At 67.0% G+C, this 15,574-nt stretch carries 15 protein-coding genes, 2 tRNA genes and 1 riboswitch; of the genes, 16 read left to right on the top strand and 1 reads right to left on the bottom strand.

Translation table 11 applies throughout. The features are described 5' to 3' along the window. Positions 1-50: 50 nt before the first annotated feature. Positions 51-148: riboswitch (TPP riboswitch) on the top strand. From J2X42_RS06675 to J2X42_RS06730, 12 genes are all read left to right on the top strand, one after another. Next, entirely contained in the window at positions 131-1,711 is a 1,581-nt protein-coding gene (locus tag J2X42_RS06675; protein ID WP_310163487.1) for a bifunctional hydroxymethylpyrimidine kinase/phosphomethylpyrimidine kinase, read from the top strand. It overlaps the preceding riboswitch by 18 nt. Positions 1,712-1,984: 273 nt before the next feature. Continuing rightward, positions 1,985-2,293, top strand: a complete 309-nt coding sequence (gene rplU / locus J2X42_RS06680; RefSeq protein WP_131133285.1) for a 50S ribosomal protein L21 — start codon at positions 1,985-1,987, stop codon at positions 2,291-2,293. 60 nt (positions 2,294-2,353) lie between these two features. Next, positions 2,354-2,617, top strand: coding sequence for a 50S ribosomal protein L27 (rpmA, locus tag J2X42_RS06685; RefSeq protein WP_009372867.1), 264 nt, complete (start codon positions 2,354-2,356; stop codon positions 2,615-2,617). A gap of 116 nt (positions 2,618-2,733) precedes the next feature. Then, a complete protein-coding gene (obgE, locus tag J2X42_RS06690) occupies positions 2,734-4,323 on the top strand; it encodes a GTPase ObgE (protein ID WP_310163491.1) in 1,590 nt (529 codons plus the stop codon). Beyond that, positions 4,313-5,464 (top strand): glutamate 5-kinase, encoded by a 1,152-nt coding sequence (gene proB / locus J2X42_RS06695; RefSeq protein WP_310163492.1) that lies wholly within the window; start codon positions 4,313-4,315, stop codon positions 5,462-5,464. The genes obgE and proB overlap by 11 nt, the downstream gene beginning before the upstream one ends. Before the next feature lie 26 nt (positions 5,465-5,490). Next, entirely contained in the window at positions 5,491-6,864 is a 1,374-nt protein-coding gene (locus tag J2X42_RS06700) for a glutamate-5-semialdehyde dehydrogenase (protein WP_310163494.1), read from the top strand. 77 nt (positions 6,865-6,941) lie between these two features. Continuing rightward, a complete protein-coding gene (locus J2X42_RS06705; RefSeq protein ID WP_310163495.1) occupies positions 6,942-7,172 on the top strand; it encodes a hypothetical protein in 231 nt (76 codons plus the stop codon). Between the two features lie 40 nt (positions 7,173-7,212). Beyond that, positions 7,213-7,842 carry a nicotinate-nucleotide adenylyltransferase gene (nadD, locus tag J2X42_RS06710; RefSeq protein ID WP_310164275.1) on the top strand — a complete coding sequence of 210 codons (630 nt, stop codon included), beginning with the start codon at positions 7,213-7,215 and terminating at the stop codon, positions 7,840-7,842. Between the two features lie 7 nt (positions 7,843-7,849). Continuing rightward, on the top strand, positions 7,850-9,046 hold the full coding sequence (locus J2X42_RS06715; RefSeq protein WP_310163497.1) for a hypothetical protein: 1,197 nt from the start codon (positions 7,850-7,852) through the stop codon (positions 9,044-9,046). Positions 9,047-9,094: 48 nt separating this feature from the next. Further along, positions 9,095-9,496, top strand: coding sequence for a ribosome silencing factor (rsfS, locus tag J2X42_RS06720; protein WP_131133182.1), 402 nt, complete (start codon positions 9,095-9,097; stop codon positions 9,494-9,496). A 127-nt stretch (positions 9,497-9,623) separates the two neighbouring features. After that, positions 9,624-9,696: transfer RNA gene (locus tag J2X42_RS06725), tRNA-Ala, on the top strand. Between the two features lie 211 nt (positions 9,697-9,907). Continuing rightward, positions 9,908-9,983, top strand: a tRNA-Ala gene (locus J2X42_RS06730). 74 nt (positions 9,984-10,057) lie between these two features. Here the strand turns inward: J2X42_RS06730 and J2X42_RS06735 are convergent. Further along, positions 10,058-11,392: a class I SAM-dependent methyltransferase gene (locus J2X42_RS06735; RefSeq protein WP_310163501.1), complete on the bottom strand. Its 1,335-nt coding sequence runs from the start codon at positions 11,390-11,392 to the stop codon at positions 10,058-10,060. A 118-nt stretch (positions 11,393-11,510) separates the two neighbouring features. On the opposite strand from J2X42_RS06735, the gene J2X42_RS06740 reads away from it, so the two are divergent. The 4 genes from J2X42_RS06740 (at position 11,511) to J2X42_RS06755 (ending at position 15,547) form a co-directional block, all read left to right on the top strand. Continuing rightward, complete coding sequence (locus tag J2X42_RS06740; protein WP_310163503.1) at positions 11,511-11,864, top strand: zinc ribbon domain-containing protein YjdM; 354 nt, start codon at positions 11,511-11,513, stop codon at positions 11,862-11,864. A gap of 11 nt (positions 11,865-11,875) precedes the next feature. Continuing rightward, positions 11,876-13,045 carry an NAD(P)-binding domain-containing protein gene (locus J2X42_RS06745; protein WP_310163506.1) on the top strand — a complete coding sequence of 390 codons (1,170 nt, stop codon included), beginning with the start codon at positions 11,876-11,878 and terminating at the stop codon, positions 13,043-13,045. Then, entirely contained in the window at positions 13,026-14,192 is a 1,167-nt protein-coding gene (locus J2X42_RS06750) for a methyltransferase (RefSeq protein WP_310163508.1), read from the top strand. Before J2X42_RS06745 ends, J2X42_RS06750 begins: the two co-directional genes overlap by 20 nt. Positions 14,193-14,344: 152 nt before the next feature. After that, positions 14,345-15,547, top strand: a complete 1,203-nt coding sequence (locus J2X42_RS06755) for an ROK family transcriptional regulator (protein ID WP_310164277.1) — start codon at positions 14,345-14,347, stop codon at positions 15,545-15,547. The last annotated feature ends 27 nt before the right edge of the window (positions 15,548-15,574 follow it).

A 15,574-nucleotide genomic window follows, 5' to 3' on the forward strand; every position in this document is an offset into this window, starting at 1 on the left:
CGTTAAGGGCTTCATCTGACACGGCGGCCGGCGCGGAAACGCTAGGCTGGGGTACCGACACGGGGTGCCGCGCAGAGGGCCGGCTGAGATCCACACCCGTTGAACCTGTCCGGCTAGCACCGGCGAAGGGATGTCTTCCTTGTCTTCAACTTCAGTCCTGCCTCAGGCGCCCGCTTCCGCACCCAGTGCCGTGGCGCCGTCGCCCGTCCTCCGGGACGTACCCCGCGTGCTGTCCATCGCAGGCTCCGACCCGTCCGGCGGCGCAGGCATCCAGGCCGACCTGAAAAGCATTGCAGCCCACGGCGGCTACGGCATGGCCGCCATCACCGCCCTGACAGTGCAGAACACACAGGGTGTCCGCGCGGTCCACGTCCCCCCGGCCGCCTTCCTGGCCCAGCAGCTCGAAGCCGTCAGCGATGACATCACCATCGACGCCGTCAAGATCGGCATGCTCGGCGACGCCGAGGTGGTGGCCGCCGTCCGCGGCTGGCTCGACAAGGTGCGCCCCGGCGTCGTGGTCCTTGATCCGGTGATGGTGGCCACCAGCGGCGACAGGCTCCTGCAGGCATCGGCCGAGGCTGCCCTCCGCGGACTCCTGCCGCTGGCAGACCTGATCACCCCCAACCTCGCGGAGCTGGCGATGCTGCTCGGCGAGGCCCAGGCAGGCTCCTGGGCTGAAGCGCTGGAACAGGGCCGGCGGCTCGCCGCGGCGACCGGGGCCACCATCCTGGTGAAGGGCGGACATCTCGACGGCGCCGCCTGCCCGGATGCCCTCGTCAACACCGGGGGACTGCTTGCCCGGGAAATTGTGGAGGTTCCGGGGGACAGGGTCCCCACACGGAACAGCCACGGCACGGGCTGCTCGCTTTCCTCGGCCATGGCCACGGCGCAGGCCCGGCTGGGGGACTGGGAGGCCTCGCTGCGGCTCGTCAAGCCCTGGCTGGCCGGTGCGCTGGAGTCCTCGGGCAGCCTGGACGTCGGGGCGGGAAACGGTCCCATCCACCATTTCCACCACATGCAGGCACCGGGCGCGCCCGCAGAACCGCACCGAGGGCTGGCCGTGGGGGAGTTCGCCGAAATCCTCCGCCAGGAGTCCACAGCCGACCTCGAAGCCATCTACAACCTGGACTTCATCCGGGACCTCGCGGCCGGCAGCCTCCCCGAACAGCAGTTCGCCTACTACCTTGCCCAGGACGCCACCTACCTCAACGGGTACTCACGCGTGCTGGCACGGGCCAGCGCCCTGGCCCCCACCGAGGCCGCGCAGCTGTTCTGGGCCCGATCGGCGCAGCAGTGCCTGGAGGTCGAGTCGGAGCTGCACCGGAGCTGGCTCAGCACCCGCACGGTGGAGCCCGTGCTTGGCCCCGTCACCAAGTCCTACGTGGACCACCTGCTGGCCGCCTCGACCTCAGGCAGTTACGCGGTGCTGGTGGCGGCCGTCCTGCCGTGCTTCTGGCTCTACGCTGAAGTCGGACAGACCCTGCACGCGCAATTCCTCGCCGCCGGCGCCCCGGCCGACCACCCATACGCTGAATGGCTGCGGACCTACGCCGACGAGGATTTCGCGCAGGCCACCCGTGAGGCCATTGCCATGGCCGACGAGGCCGGGCGGCGCGGCTCGGAGGACGAGCGGGCCGCAATGGTGGTGGCCTTCAGCCAGTCGTGCCGCTTCGAAGTGGATTTTTTCGACGCGCCGCGTATCCACGCCTGACCGTCCAGAGCCGATCCAGCCGGTACGATAGTCGGGCACGGTTCGGCGATTGTTCGTGCGGCACCTGCTTGTGGTGCCTATCACGGACAGCCCGCCGGAACCAGCCTCATTTGCGGCCGAAGGCAAAATTAGCGTATTCTAGATCTTCGGTGCTTACGCCAACACTTGGGTTACGACCCCACGGCGTTGAGGCACAGCGAGAGCCCAGCCAAACATAGGCCCAGGTTCCGCACGCAAATCTAGTAATAAACGTCGAGAGAAGTGAGTTCCCAAGTGGTGTACGCGATTGTCCGCGCAGGCGGCCGCCAAGAGAAGGTTTCCGTTGGAGACTTCGTTACCCTGAACCGCGTCCCCGGTGGAGCCGGCAGCACTATTCAGCTGCCCGCACTGCTCCTGGTAGACGGTGACAAGGTCACCTCCGCCGCTGCGGACCTGGCCAAGGTAACTGTTACGGCTGAGATCCTCAATGACCTCCGTGGTCCGAAGATCGTCATCCAGAAGTTCAAGAACAAGACCGGTTACAAGAAGCGCCAGGGTCACCGTCAGGAACTGACCAAGATCAAGATCACTGGCATCAAGTAACCACCGGTTACTGTTCAGGTTTTCAGCAGATTCCCCAGAATTTAGAGGCAGGCATTTCAAATGGCACATAAAAAAGGCGCGAGTTCCACTCGCAACGGTCGTGACTCCAACGCCCAGTACCTCGGCGTGAAGCGCTTCGGTGGCCAGGTAGTTTCCGCAGGCGAAATCATCGTCCGCCAGCGTGGCACCCACTTCCACCCGGGCGCCGGCGTTGGCCGTGGCGGCGACGACACCCTGTTCGCCCTGACCCCGGGCGCCGTTGAATTCGGCACCCGCCGCGGTCGCCGCGTCGTCAACATCGTTGCTGCTGCAGCTGCAGAGTAACTCATAGTTCTGAAGCGGTGGAGCGGGCCATATGGTCCGCTCCACTGTTCTTTTAACCGCATTACAATCATCTTGGCGCTTTGCGGCGTCCAGGAAACAGCACTGAGGAGATCCACGTGGCGAGCTTTGTAGACCGGGTAGTACTGCACGTATCCGGCGGTACCGGCGGCCACGGCTGTGTCTCCGTCCACCGTGAGAAGTTCAAGCCACTGGGCGGCCCCGACGGCGGCAACGGCGGCGACGGCGGCAACGTCATCCTCCGCGTCGACCACCAGACCACCACCCTGCTGGACTACCACCACGCCCCGCACCGGCACGCCACCAACGGCGGACCCGGCATGGGCGACTGGCGTGGCGGCAAAAACGGTGAAACCCTGATCCTCCCCGTCCCCGACGGCACCGTGGTCAAGTCCAAGGACGGCACCGTCCTGGCAGACCTCGTCGGCGAAGGCACCGAATACGTCGCAGCCGCCGGCGGTCAGGGCGGCCTGGGCAACGCAGCCCTGTCCTCCCAGAAGCGCAGGGCCCCCGGCTTCGCGCTGCTCGGCATCGAGGGCGAATCCAGCGACGTCGTCCTGGAACTGAAGTCCATTGCAGACATCGCCCTGGTGGGCTTCCCGTCCGCCGGCAAGTCGAGCCTGATCGCAGCCATGTCTGCCGCGCGGCCCAAGATCGCCGATTACCCCTTCACCACCCTGATCCCGAACCTGGGCGTCGTCCAGGCCGGCGAAGTCCGCTTCACCATCGCCGACGTCCCCGGCCTGATCGAAGGCGCGTCCGAGGGCAAGGGGCTGGGCCACCACTTCCTGCGCCACGTTGAGCGCTGCGCCGCGCTGGTGCACGTGCTGGACTGCGGCACGCTGGAATCGGACCGCGACCCCCTGGCTGACCTTGCCATCATCGAGGCGGAACTGGAGAAGTACGCCGTCGACATGAGCTACGCCGGCCAGGACGGCGAAGTGGTTCCGCTGAACCACCGCCCCCGCCTGGTGGCGTTGAACAAGGTGGACCTCCCGGACGGCAAGGACATGGCCGAATTCGTCCGGCCCGAACTTGAATCCCGCGGCTACCGCGTCTTCGAAATCTCCGCCACCAGCCACGAGGGCCTCCGCCAGCTCGGCTTCGCCATGGCCGAAATCGTCAAGGCCGCCCGCGACACCCTGGCCGCTGCGCCGCCCAAGGTCCAGCCTGTGGTCCTCAAGCCCCGCGCCGTCAACGAGTCCGGCTTCAAGATCCGCCGCGAAGAAAAGAACCTGGAGCCGCTCTTCCGCGTCCTGGGTGACAAGCCCGTGCGCTGGGTCAAGCAGACCGACTTCACCAACGAGGAAGCGATCGGCTACCTCGCGGACCGCCTGGCCAAGCTCGGCGTCGAAACCGAACTGTTCAAGCAGGGCGCCAAGCCGGGCGACACCGTGGTGATCGGCGAAGACGACGGCGTTGTCTTCGACTGGGAGCCCACCATGATGGCCGGCGCGGAGCTGCTCGCTTCGCCGCGCGGCACCGACGTCCGCTTCGCAGACATCGGCGACCGGCCCACCCGTGGCCAGAAGCGCGACGAACAGCAGGAACGCAAGGACGCCAAGGCGGCCGCCCGCGCCGAGCTCGAAGCCGAGCGCAAGGCCGGGATCTGGACCGAATCCGTCAGCAGCCGCAGGGTTGCGAAGCCGCTCAAGGAGAGTGGACTGGGCGCAGGCGATGACGAGTAGCGCCGCCACCGCAGTGCCGGCCCGGCGCACCGCGGACAGGAGCGTGCTTTCGGGCGCGCGCAGGATCGTTGTCAAAGTCGGGTCGTCGTCGCTGACCAGCATCAAGGGCGGCATCTCGGAAGAGTCGCTGACCGCCCTGGCCGACGCACTGGCCGCCAAACGGAACTCGGGCACGGAGATCATCCTCGTGTCGTCCGGCGCCATCGCTGCCGGCCTCGCCCCGCTCGGGCTGGCCAAACGCCCCCGGGACCTCGCCACCCAGCAGGCCGCGGCGAGCGTCGGCCAGGGCCTGCTCATGGCCCGCTACACGCAGGCGTTCGGCGCGCACGGTGTCACGGTCAGCCAGGTGCTGCTTACCGCCGACGACCTCATGCGCCGCAGCCAGCACACCAACGCCTTCCGCGCACTGGACAGGCTCCTCAACCTCGGCGTGGTTCCGGTGGTCAACGAAAACGACACCGTCGCCACGCACGAAATCCGCTTCGGCGACAACGACCGCCTCGCCGCCCTCGTGGCACACCTGGTCCGGGCCGACGCCCTGGTGCTGCTTTCGGACGTCGACTCGCTGTATGACGGGCCGCCGTCGCACGGGGCGAAACGGATTCCCCTGGTGGAGGGTCCGCACGACCTCGACGGCGTGACCATCGGCAAAACCGGCAAGGCCGGCGTCGGTACCGGCGGCATGACCACCAAAGTGGAGGCGGCCACCATCGCCGCCGGCTCCGGCATCCACGCACTGGTCACGTCCACGGCCAACGCTGCCGCCGCGCTGGCAGGCGAGGACGTGGGCACCTGGTTCACGGTCAACGGTGCCCGCAAGCCCGTCCGCCTCCTGTGGCTGGCCCACCTCGCGTCGGTGCACGGCCGGCTGATCCTCGACGACGGCGCGGTCAAGGCGGTCCGCCACCGCCGCACGTCGCTGCTCCCCGCCGGGATTTCCGGCGTCGACGGCGACTTCGAAGCAGGCGACGCCGTCGAAATGGTCAGCGCCGACGGAACCGTCATCGCCCGGGGACTGGTCAACTACTCGGCTGCCGAGCTGCCGCAGATGCTTGGCCGTTCCACCAGGGAACTGGGCAAGGCCCTGGGCCGCGGCTATGACCGTGAAGTTGTTCATGTTGACGACCTGGTGCTGGTCTGAGCCTGGGCCTCGCCTAAACTTGGATCATGACTGAGGCACTGATCCACAACACCGCTGCGACTTCCGGGGACACCTCTGCTGCCCCCGCTGCCCCGGAGGACGGCAACCAGCCGCTGTCAGCTGCAGTGCCGCTCTCCGTGGAGGACGTCGAAGCCGCCGTCCACGCCATCGCCGACCGTTCACGCCAGGCGGCCCGCCGCATGGCGCGGGCAAACCGTGCGTGGAAGGACCGGGGCCTGCGGGCCATCGGCGCTGCCCTGGTGGAGCGTCAGGACGTCATCCTTTCGGCCAACGCGCAAGACGTCGCCGCCGGGAAGGCGAACGGGACCTCCGCGGCCATGCTGGACCGCCTCACCCTGACCGAAACCCGCATCGCCGGGCTGGTCGCGGCGCTGGAGAACCTCGCCGGCCTGCCCGATCCGGTCGGCAACGTGGTCCGCGGGCAGACCCTCCCCAACGGGCTGCGCCTGCGGCAGGTCAACGTTCCCATGGGTGTGGTCGCCGCCATCTATGAGGCCCGCCCCAACGTCACCGTGGACATTGCCGGCCTCGCCCTCAAGAGCGGCAACGCCGTCATCCTGCGTGGCGGGACTGCCGCCGCGGCCACCAACGAAGCACTGGTCCGTGTGCTGCGCGAAGCCCTGGACTCGGTGGGGCTCCCCTCGGACGCTGTGCAGACCGTGGACCAGTACGGCCGCGAAGGCGCCAACGCGCTGATGCGCGCCCGCGGCCGGGTGGATGTCCTGATACCCCGCGGCGGCCGGGAACTCATCCAGACCGTGGTCACCAACTCGGCTGTGCCCGTTATTGAGACCGGCGAAGGCAACGTCCACATCTTCATCGACGAATCCGCCAGCGAGGACATGGCCGTGGAGATCCTGCTCAACGCCAAGACCCAGCGTCCCAGTGTCTGCAACACCGTGGAGACGCTGCTGGTCCATTCAGGATCCACCGTGCTTCCCGCGGTCGCTGCTGCGCTGCGCGCGGCCGGAGTCACGCTCCACGCGGACGAGCGCATCCGCGCGGCACTGCCTGCCTCGATCGCCTCCGAACCGGCCACTGACGAGGACTGGGGCACGGAGTATATGGACCTGGATCTCGCCGTGGCCATGGTGGACAGCCTGGACGACGCCGTCAATCACATCCGCACGTGGTCCACGGGCCACACCGAAGCCATCCTCACCAACAACCTCGCCAACGCCGAGCGCTTCATCGCCGAGGTGGATTCAGCAGCGGTCATCGTCAATGCGTCCACACGCTTCACCGACGGCGGTGAGCTGGGCCTCGGCGCTGAGGTGGGAATCTCCACGCAAAAGCTGCACGCCCGCGGCCCGATGGGCCTGACCGAACTCACCACGACCAAGTGGATCGTGCAGGGCGAGGGCCAGGTCCGCGGGTAGCAACGCGGTAACATAGACGTAAAGTCCGGAACGGCGGGGACATCCGCTGCCACATCCTTTGAACCCTAGGGGAGAACATGCTGCTCCAGCAGATTGCCACGACCATCGCCGAAGGCGGAGAACACGCACCGGCCCCGCTGTGGGCTGAACCGTGGGTCTTCGGCGTGTCCATTTTTGCCATCCTGCTGGTGATGATGTTCATCACGCTGTCCTACTCCAACCTCGGCAACCGCCACTCCGCCACGGAAGAGCACGCCGATCCGCACCGCCAGCACCCGAACAAGCACGACCACGGCCAGGGCCACTAACATTTCACGCGTTCTGCACCGTCAAGGTGCCGAAGGGCGGCTGCGGCTGGGCGTGATGGGCGGGACGTTTGATCCCATCCATCACGGCCACCTGGTCGCGGCCAGTGAAGTAGCCGCCAAGTTCGGCCTGGACGAAGTGGTGTTTGTTCCTACGGGCCAGCCGTGGCAGAAGACCCATAAGCAGGTCAGCGAGCCAGAGCACCGCTACCTGATGACGGTGATCGCCACGGCATCGAATCCGCGTTTTACCGTCAGCCGCGTGGATGTGGACCGTCCCGGTCCAACGTATACCATTGATACTTTGCGTGACCTTCGGACCCAGCGTCCGGACGCCGACCTGTTCTTCATCACCGGTGCCGACGCACTGGCGCAGATCCTGTCGTGGAAGGACATCGACGAGCTGTGGTCGCTCGCGCATTTTGTCGGCGTCACCAGGCCCGGGCACGTGCTTGACGGCATGGGCAGGAAAGACGTCAGCCTCCTGGAGGTCCCGGCCATGGCCATCTCGTCCACGGATTGCCGTGCCAGGGTGGCCCAGAACAACCCTGTCTGGTACCTCGTGCCGGACGGTGTGGTGCAGTACATCGCCAAATATGGACTGTATGCCGAGGGTGCTGCCGCCACGGGTGTACGAACTACCGAAACAGACGAACCAGCCAGTACTGAATGAGTTCTCAATGAGTCAGGAACAGCCCCCCGTCCGCAGCCGCCGAGAACTTCGGCGGGCCAGAGATGAGAAGCAGGCTAACGGATCCACGGGTCCGGGCCAGGTTTCGCCTGCCTCGAAACAACCTCCGGCAAGCCCGGCCGCTGACCAGGCACACGCCCAGCGTTCGTCCCAGATCCGGGCCCGGGACAGGGCTGCCCTGCGTGCCATCAAGGAACTTGAAGAAAAAGAGGAGCAGCTGGCGGCCGGGGGACCGCCCACACGCCGGCAGCTGCGGCTCCAGCAGCTGAAGGAACAGGCCGTGACCTCCGCCAACCCGGTGGTGGCCCCGGCGCTGCCTGCCGAAGGCGGACCCGGGAGTCCGGCCGCTCCGGCACAACAGCCCGCCGCTTCGCCCAACAACGCCGCGCCAAAGTCCGCCAAGCCCCGGACGACCCCTGCCAAGCCCGGCAGTCCGCGTGTCCCGGACGGCATGAGCGTTGAACAGGCCCTGGCGGCCAGGACCCTGATCGCCGAACAGGCCAAGAACCAGCTGGCCAAGATGGAACACATCGCCTCGTTGGACCCGGAAGCCGTGGACCCGGAAATCCTTGCCGAACAGATTGCCCTGGCCGAGCGTGCGGCAGTGCTGAACCGCCGTGCCATGGCCAAGCAGAAACTGGCCGAACAGGCCGCCCCGTCGGCAGCGGACGCCGCCCCGCGCGCCGCCCCTTCAACCGCCAGCAACCTGGCAATGGTCACTCCGTTGGAGTTCGTCCAGGTTCCTGGCATTGACCGGCCCGTCATGAAGCCCCCGGCGACGTCCTATGTGCCGGTTCTCACCAACCCGGGGCCGAAAGTCCAGCCATCATCCGGCAAGGGCCGGCGTCCGGCTGATACGCAGCGGACAGCAGGGGCCGGCGAGGCCCCCGCGGCCAGCGGCCGCTCCCGGGTCATTGCCAGGGCGGAGGCCGCGGCCAAGGCTGCCTCCCGGCCGAAGCCTGTGGTCTTCAGCCCGGCTGAAGCTGCCGGGCAGTCAGACGATCTTTTTGATGACCTGCCCCGTATTCCGGCAAGCTCCGCCTACGGACTGGAGCCGCTTGACGCGGCAACTGCAGGGCTCGCCCGCGCGAAGAGGATGCGGATGATTCAGTTCTGCGTCCTCGCCTTCGGGATCGTTGCCCTCGTTTCCGGGGTCATCCTCATTATCAGCGGCATCACCCGCTGACCTGGCTGCGGCCACCAACCATAGTTTTTGAAAACAACAAGGAGTCCCGTGACTGCATCAAATTCATCCATCGCCACAGCCCGCCACGCTGCCAAAGCAGCCGCGGACAAGATCGCCCAGGACATTGTGGCCCTGGACGTCAGTGAGCGCCTGGCGCTTGCCGACGTGTTCCTCATTGCCTCGGCACCGAGCGAACGCCAGGTCAACGCCATCGTTGACGGCATCGAAGAGGAACTGTCGAAGCAGGACCTCCGCCCCGTGCGCCGCGAGGGCCGGTCCGGCGGCCGCTGGGTCCTCCTGGACTACTCCGACATCGTCATCCACGTCCAGCACGAGGAAGACCGCGTTTTCTACGCCCTGGAGCGCCTCTGGAAGGACTGCCCAGTGGTTGACCTGCAGCTGGGCGACGACACATCGGCCAAGGCGCCCGCAGTTTCCGAAGCAGAGTAAAGCAGCCTAAAAACTGCAGCGAAAAGCAGTACCGGCAGGCCGAATATGCCCGATTTGGAATTTTCGGAAATGCTGTTCTAAGATATTTGAGTTGCTTCGGGGAAACACCGGATCAGCGAAAAAATCTGGGGCTGTGGCGCAGCTGGTAGCGCACCTGCATGGCATGCAGGGGGTCAGGGGTTCGAGTCCCCTCAGCTCCACCGGATGATCCGCCGGAATCGAAAGATTCCGGCGGATCTTTTTGTTTCTGTCCGCGTTGTTTCCCGTCCCGGAATGCGTCCGGCCAGCCCATACGACTTGTTCGGGAGTGCCTGCGGCGGACACGCCCCGTCCGATTGGCGTCCACGGCAATTCTGCATTAAGCTGATCAGGTTGCTTCCACGAACGAGAGTTCCGCGGAATCAGAAGTTTGGGGCTGTGGCGCAGCTGGTAGCGCACCTGCATGGCATGCAGGGGGTCAGGGGTTCGAGTCCCCTCAGCTCCACCAAACACAAAAAAGCCACCCGGTCCGGGTGGCTTTTTTGGTTCCCGCCGCCGGTGCATTTCCCACGCGGCGAAGGATCAGATCCAGTCGGTCCGGCGCAGCGGCGGCTCCGCACCGCCCGGGCGTTGCGCCAGGACCTGGTTCACGCCGGTAATGCCCGCCTCGAAGCCGAGGGCGCTTGAGGCCATGTACAGCCGCCACACCCTTGCCCGCCCCATGCTGGTGAGCTTCACGGCCTCATCCCAGTTGGCCTCAAGCCGCCGCACCCACGCACGCAGGGTGAGCGCATAGTGCCGGCGCAACGCATCGACGTCGAGGATTTCCAGGCCCCCCGCCTCCAGGGCGGACACCATCTCGCCCAGGCTGATCATTTCGCCGTCCGGGAAAACATAGCGCGGAATAAAGGAGTCCGGGTCCGGGCTGGTGGGCCCGGCGTTCCAGGAGATGGCGTGGTTCAGCAGCCGCCCGCCCGGCCGCAGCAGGCTGTAAAGCCGGGAAACGTAGTGCGGGGTCTGTTCACGGCCCACGTGCTCGGACATTCCGATGGAACTGATGGCATCGAAGGGACCGTCGTCCACGTCGCGGTAGTCCTGGACCCGGATATCGATTTTCTCCGTCAGGCCGGCGTCGGCAGCCCTCTTACGGGCCAGCAGTGCCTGTTCGGTGGAGAGCGTTACACCCACAACGCTGACGCCGTAGCGTGCCGCGGCGTGGAGTGCGAAACTGCCCCAGCCGCAGCCGACGTCCAGCACCCTCATGCCCGGTTGGAGCCCCAGTTTGCGGCAGACCAGGTCCAGCTTGGCTTCCTGGGCGGAGTCGAGTCCTGCCACCAGGCTGTCGGGGGAGCCGTCCCCGGGACCAGTGCCTGATGGATCCGAGCCGGGCATGCTTCCCCAGACGGCGCAGGAGTAGACCAGGGACGGGCCTAGCACCACTGAGTAAAAGTCGTTTCCGACGTCGTAGTGGTGCGAGATCGCGGCTGCATCCCGCCGCTTCGAGTGCATGCGCCCCGCGCGCTGGACACGGGCCTCCTCGGGCGGAGGGGCAGGATTGGGCCCCAGCGCCCCCAACCTGACAGCGGTTGTCAGCAGCGTCCAGACTTCAGCAGGGGTGAGTGGCTTGAACGGTCCGGGCTCTGCGAACTTTCCCGCGGAGCTGAGCGCCGTGAAGGCCGCGAAGATGTCTCCCGGTGAATCGATGTCACCGGAAACATAGGCACGGCTCAGGCCTAGCTGCCCCGGCGACCACAGGATGCGCCGAAGGGCGCGGCGGTTGCGGAACTCCAGCACGGGCGCGTCAGCCGGCCCTGCCTCCGACCCGTCCCAGGCCCGCAGCCGGAGCGGGATCTCCGCCGTCCCCAGGACGATGCCCAGCGCTGTGGCCAGCCGAGATGCTGCTGTGGTGTTTGTCATGATGGTCGCCTCTCTTCCGCCTTGCGCCAACAGTACGGCCGCGCAGGGCCTCTGTCAGCGATTACCGGCGAAATTTTGCGCGAACGGTGAGAGCCGGAGCCGCGATTATCATTGGGAGGTGACCGACACCCTCGCCTTGTGCCCCGTATGCTCCAGCCCGTATGCCTATGAGATGGGCGCCCTCCTGGTCTGCCCGGAGTGCGGCAACGAATGGTCCCCGGAGGCCGACGACGACGCGGCAGGAGCTGATGTGCGCGTGATCAAGGACGCGGTAGGCAACGTCCTGGCCGACGGCGACACTGTCACCGTCATCAAGGACCTGAAGGTCAAGGGCAGCTCCACTGTGATCAAGGTGGGCACCAAAGTGCGGGGCATCCGGCTGATGGACGGGGTGGGGGACCACGACATCGACTGCAAAGTGGATGGTGTGGGTCCCATGCAGCTCAAATCCTCTGTCGTGAAGAAGGCCTAGCCGGAGCTGCCATGGAGAAGCAGTTGGTGGATGTTGCGGTGATTGGTGCGGGGCAGGCCGGGCTCTCGGCCGCCTACCACCTGCAACGGCGGGGCCTCACGCCCGCCGGCGCCGGTGCCGGTGGTGCCGCCACGTACGCCGTGTTCGACGCCGAGGACGGCCCGGGAGGTGCCTGGCGGCACCGCTGGAAGAGCCTGCTGATGGCCACGGTCAACGGCATCAGCGATCTTCCCGGCATCGCCAAGCCTGACGTGAACCCGGCGGAACCCAGCTCCGAGTTCCTGGAGCGATATTTTGCCGGCTACGAACGCGACCTCGGGCTCGCCATCAGGCGGCCTGTCAAAGTCACGGCGGTCAGCCGGGAGGACGCCGATCCCAGCGGCCGGCTGGGCATCACCACGTCCGACGGCGGATGGTCCGCGAGGGCGGTGATCAACGCCACCGGCACGTGGACCCGGCCGTTCTGGCCCATCTACCCGGGGCAGGCCACCTTCCGTGGCAGGCAGCTGCACGTCGCTGATTACGTCGCCGCGGAGGAGTTCCGCGGCAGGCACGTCATCGTGGTCGGAGGAGGAATTTCCGCCGTCGGACTCCTGGACGAAATCTCACAGGTGACCACCACCAGCTGGTTCACCCGCAGGGAACCCGAATGGAGGGACGCCGGGTTCGACGCCCAGGCCGGCCACAACGCCGTTGCACTCGTGGAAGAGCGTGTGCGCCAGGGCCTGCCGCCGCAGAGCGTGGTGGCCGCCACCGGCTTGATTTGGACGCCCGCGCTGCGGGCCGCGGCAGGGAGGGGAGCGCTGGACCGCCGTCCCATGTTCACGGCCATTGAGTCCGACGGCGTCCGGCTGGCGGATGGCACGTTGCTGGCTGCCGACGTCATTTTGTGGGCCACCGGGTTCCGCGCCGAGCTGGAACACCTCGCCCCGCTGCACCTCCGCGGGCCGGGCGGGGGCATCGCCATGGACGGCACGCAGGTGGCCGCGGAACCGCGCGTACATCTGGTGGGCTACGGGCCGTCGTCGTCCACCATCGGCGCGAACCGGGCAGGCCGGGCTGCCGTGGCGGCCATCCTGAAACTGCCGGGCATAGAACCCCCAACATCCCCCGGACTATCCAATTCCCCAGCATCATCGAACAAAAAGGCGGCACCGGCCAGTGGCACAGAACAGTCTTGAGGACGTCTTCGGGGCGCTCCGGCGGCACCCCGACGTTGAGGCGCCCAACCTGCAGGCGTGGGACGCCACGGACAGGCTTCTCCTGGAGGCGGCGGCGGACCACGTGCATGCGGACACCAGCGTGGCCGTCATCGGGGACCGCTACGGAGCCCTCACCCTGGGCGCCCTGGCCACCCTCGGAATCAATACGGTGCGCGTCCACCAGGACCTCATCACGGGTGAGCGTGCCCTGCGGAACAACGCCGCCGCCCTCGGCCTGGACACCACCCACCCCGACGCCGGAACGCGGCCCGGATTCGAGCAGCTGCCCCTGGGCGAGGACCTGCTGGCTGGTGCAGGCATCGTCCTGCTCCAGCTTCCCAAGACGCTGGCCGAACTCGACCACATCGCCGGCGCCGTGGCACGGCACGCCGCTCCCGGGGCGGTGCTGCTGGCCGGCGGTCGGGTCAAGCACATGTCGCTGGGCATGAACACCGTGCTTGAACGGCATTTCGCCACTGTCCAGCCGCAGCTTGCCCGGCAGAAGTCCCGCGTCATCACGGCCGCGGACGCCAGGGAAGCGCCAGGGCCCGAACCGGTTCCTGCCGTGGCGCACCTGGCCGAGCTCAACCTGGACGTTGCGGCGCACGGAGCCGTTTTCGCGGGAGCGAAACTGGACATCGGCACGAGGTTCCTGCTGACGTTCCTGACCGGGATGCCCGCCGCCCGGCACGCCGTGGACCTCGGCTGCGGCACCGGGATCCTGGCCGCCATGTACGCCCGGCAGAACCCCGGATCCCTGGTCACGGCCACAGACCAGTCAGCCGCCGCCGTCGCGTCCGCCCAGGCCACGGCAACAGCCAACGGCCTCGCGGACCGGGTGAGTGTCCTGCAGGACGACGCGATGAGCACCCTTCCCGACGGCAGCGCGGACCTTATCCTGCTGAATCCGCCCTTCCACCTTGGCGCTGCTGTCCACGCCGGCGCCGGAATCAAGATGTTTGAAGCGGCAGGCAGGGTCCTCGCGGCGGGCGGCCAACTCTGGACCGTGTTCAACCGGCACTTGAATTACCTGCCCGCACTGGAACGCCTCGTGGGCCCCACCACCGTCAAAGGCCAAAACCCCAAGTTCACCGTTGCCGTCTCGACGAAGCGGCGTGCGGGGTAGGCATGGCCGCGCCGCACCCCTGCCTCCGCATGTGGGCGGATGACAAGGGGTAACGTACGATTCAGACATCATTTAGTGGCCGAAAACGTTTAGGGGAATCCGTGTCCGAGATCCGGCAGCCATCGCCCAGGCGCGGCACCAACCTGCCGCGGATGGGGGACTTCAACCTCACTGTCATCCTTGATGCCATCCGCAGGTCCTCCGGTGGCCTGAGCAGGGTTGAACTCGCCCAGATCGTGGGACTCTCCCCGCAGACAATTTCCAACATCTCCCGCCGCCTGCTGGACCAGCACCTGATCGTGGAAGCCGGCAAGGAAGGCAGCGGACCGGGCAAGCCGCGAACCATCCTCCGGCTGAACCCCTCGGGCATGTACGCCATCGGCGTCCATCTGGACCCCGCCGTCACAACCTGCGTGGTGCTGGACCTGGTGGGCGCGGTAGTGCAGCACTCCCGGATCAAGACTCCGGGCGGGAATGACCCCGCGGCCGTGATTGCAACCATAGCCGCCGAGATCGAGCAACTGGTCGCCGATTCCGGCGTGGACACCGCCAAGATCGCCGGCGTGGGCGTGGCCGCCCCGGGCCCGATCGACCTGGACAACGGCACAGTGGTTGATCCGCCGCTGCTGCCCGGCTGGGACCGGGTTGAACTCCGCAACGCCCTCACCGAGGCCACCGGCTACTCGGTCCTCGTGGACAAGGACGTCACCAGCGCCGCCGTCGCCGAAACGTGGGCCGGCGGCCCCAGCGGCGCCGGCAGCTTCATTTTTATGTATATGGGAACCGGCATCGGCTGCGGCATCGTGCTCAACGACGAGGTGGTCCGCGGCACGTCAGGCAACGCCGGCGAAATCGGGCACATCGTGGTGGACCCCGGCGGCCCCCTATGCGACTGCGGCCTGCACGGCTGCGTTAAATCGTCGGCTATCCCGCAGGTGCTGGTGGCCGAAGCCGAAGCCGCCGGCATCCTTGACGGCTCCCGCCCAGACAACAGCGGGGCGGTTGTCCAACAGAGCTTCTCCAGGCTCTGCGACCTCGCGGATGAGGGGAACGAGCAGGCGCTCGCCATCATCGACAAGTCGGCGGTGCTCGTGGCCCGGGCCGTTTCGGTCGTGACAAACACGCTGGACGTGGAGCGCGTTGTCTTCGGCGGACCCTACTGGAGCCGGCTGTCCGAGCGGTACCTGGAGAAAATTCCGGCGCTCCTGGACGCCAACAGTGCTGCCCGGCTCATCCACACCGTCGAAGTAGTGGGGACCGGCGTAGGGGAGGACGTGGGCGCCGTCGGTGCCGCATGCCTGGTCCTGGAACATACCCTGGCACCCCGGGCGCAGCGGCTCCTGCTGGAGAGCTGAACCCGCGGCGCCTTGCCCGCGGCAAGG

The organism is Arthrobacter sp. BE255, from assembly GCF_031457335.1.
Taxonomy (GTDB): Bacteria; Actinomycetota; Actinomycetes; order Actinomycetales; family Micrococcaceae; genus Arthrobacter.

Coding starts and splice junctions, on each gene's coding strand:
- J2X42_RS06735 (WP_310163501.1), bottom strand. CDS start 11,392: ATGACAAACACCACAGCAGCATCTCGGCTGGCCACAGCGCTGGGCATC.
- J2X42_RS06755 (WP_310164277.1), top strand. CDS start 14,345: ATGGGGGACTTCAACCTCACTGTCATCCTTGATGCCATCCGCAGGTCC.
- rpmA (WP_009372867.1), top strand. CDS start 2,354: ATGGCACATAAAAAAGGCGCGAGTTCCACTCGCAACGGTCGTGACTCC.
- J2X42_RS06705 (WP_310163495.1), top strand. CDS start 6,942: ATGCTGCTCCAGCAGATTGCCACGACCATCGCCGAAGGCGGAGAACAC.
- J2X42_RS06675 (WP_310163487.1), top strand. CDS start 131: ATGTCTTCCTTGTCTTCAACTTCAGTCCTGCCTCAGGCGCCCGCTTCC.
- J2X42_RS06745 (WP_310163506.1), top strand. CDS start 11,876: ATGGAGAAGCAGTTGGTGGATGTTGCGGTGATTGGTGCGGGGCAGGCC.
- J2X42_RS06715 (WP_310163497.1), top strand. CDS start 7,850: ATGAGTCAGGAACAGCCCCCCGTCCGCAGCCGCCGAGAACTTCGGCGG.
- J2X42_RS06700 (WP_310163494.1), top strand. CDS start 5,491: ATGACTGAGGCACTGATCCACAACACCGCTGCGACTTCCGGGGACACC.
- proB (WP_310163492.1), top strand. CDS start 4,313: ATGACGAGTAGCGCCGCCACCGCAGTGCCGGCCCGGCGCACCGCGGAC.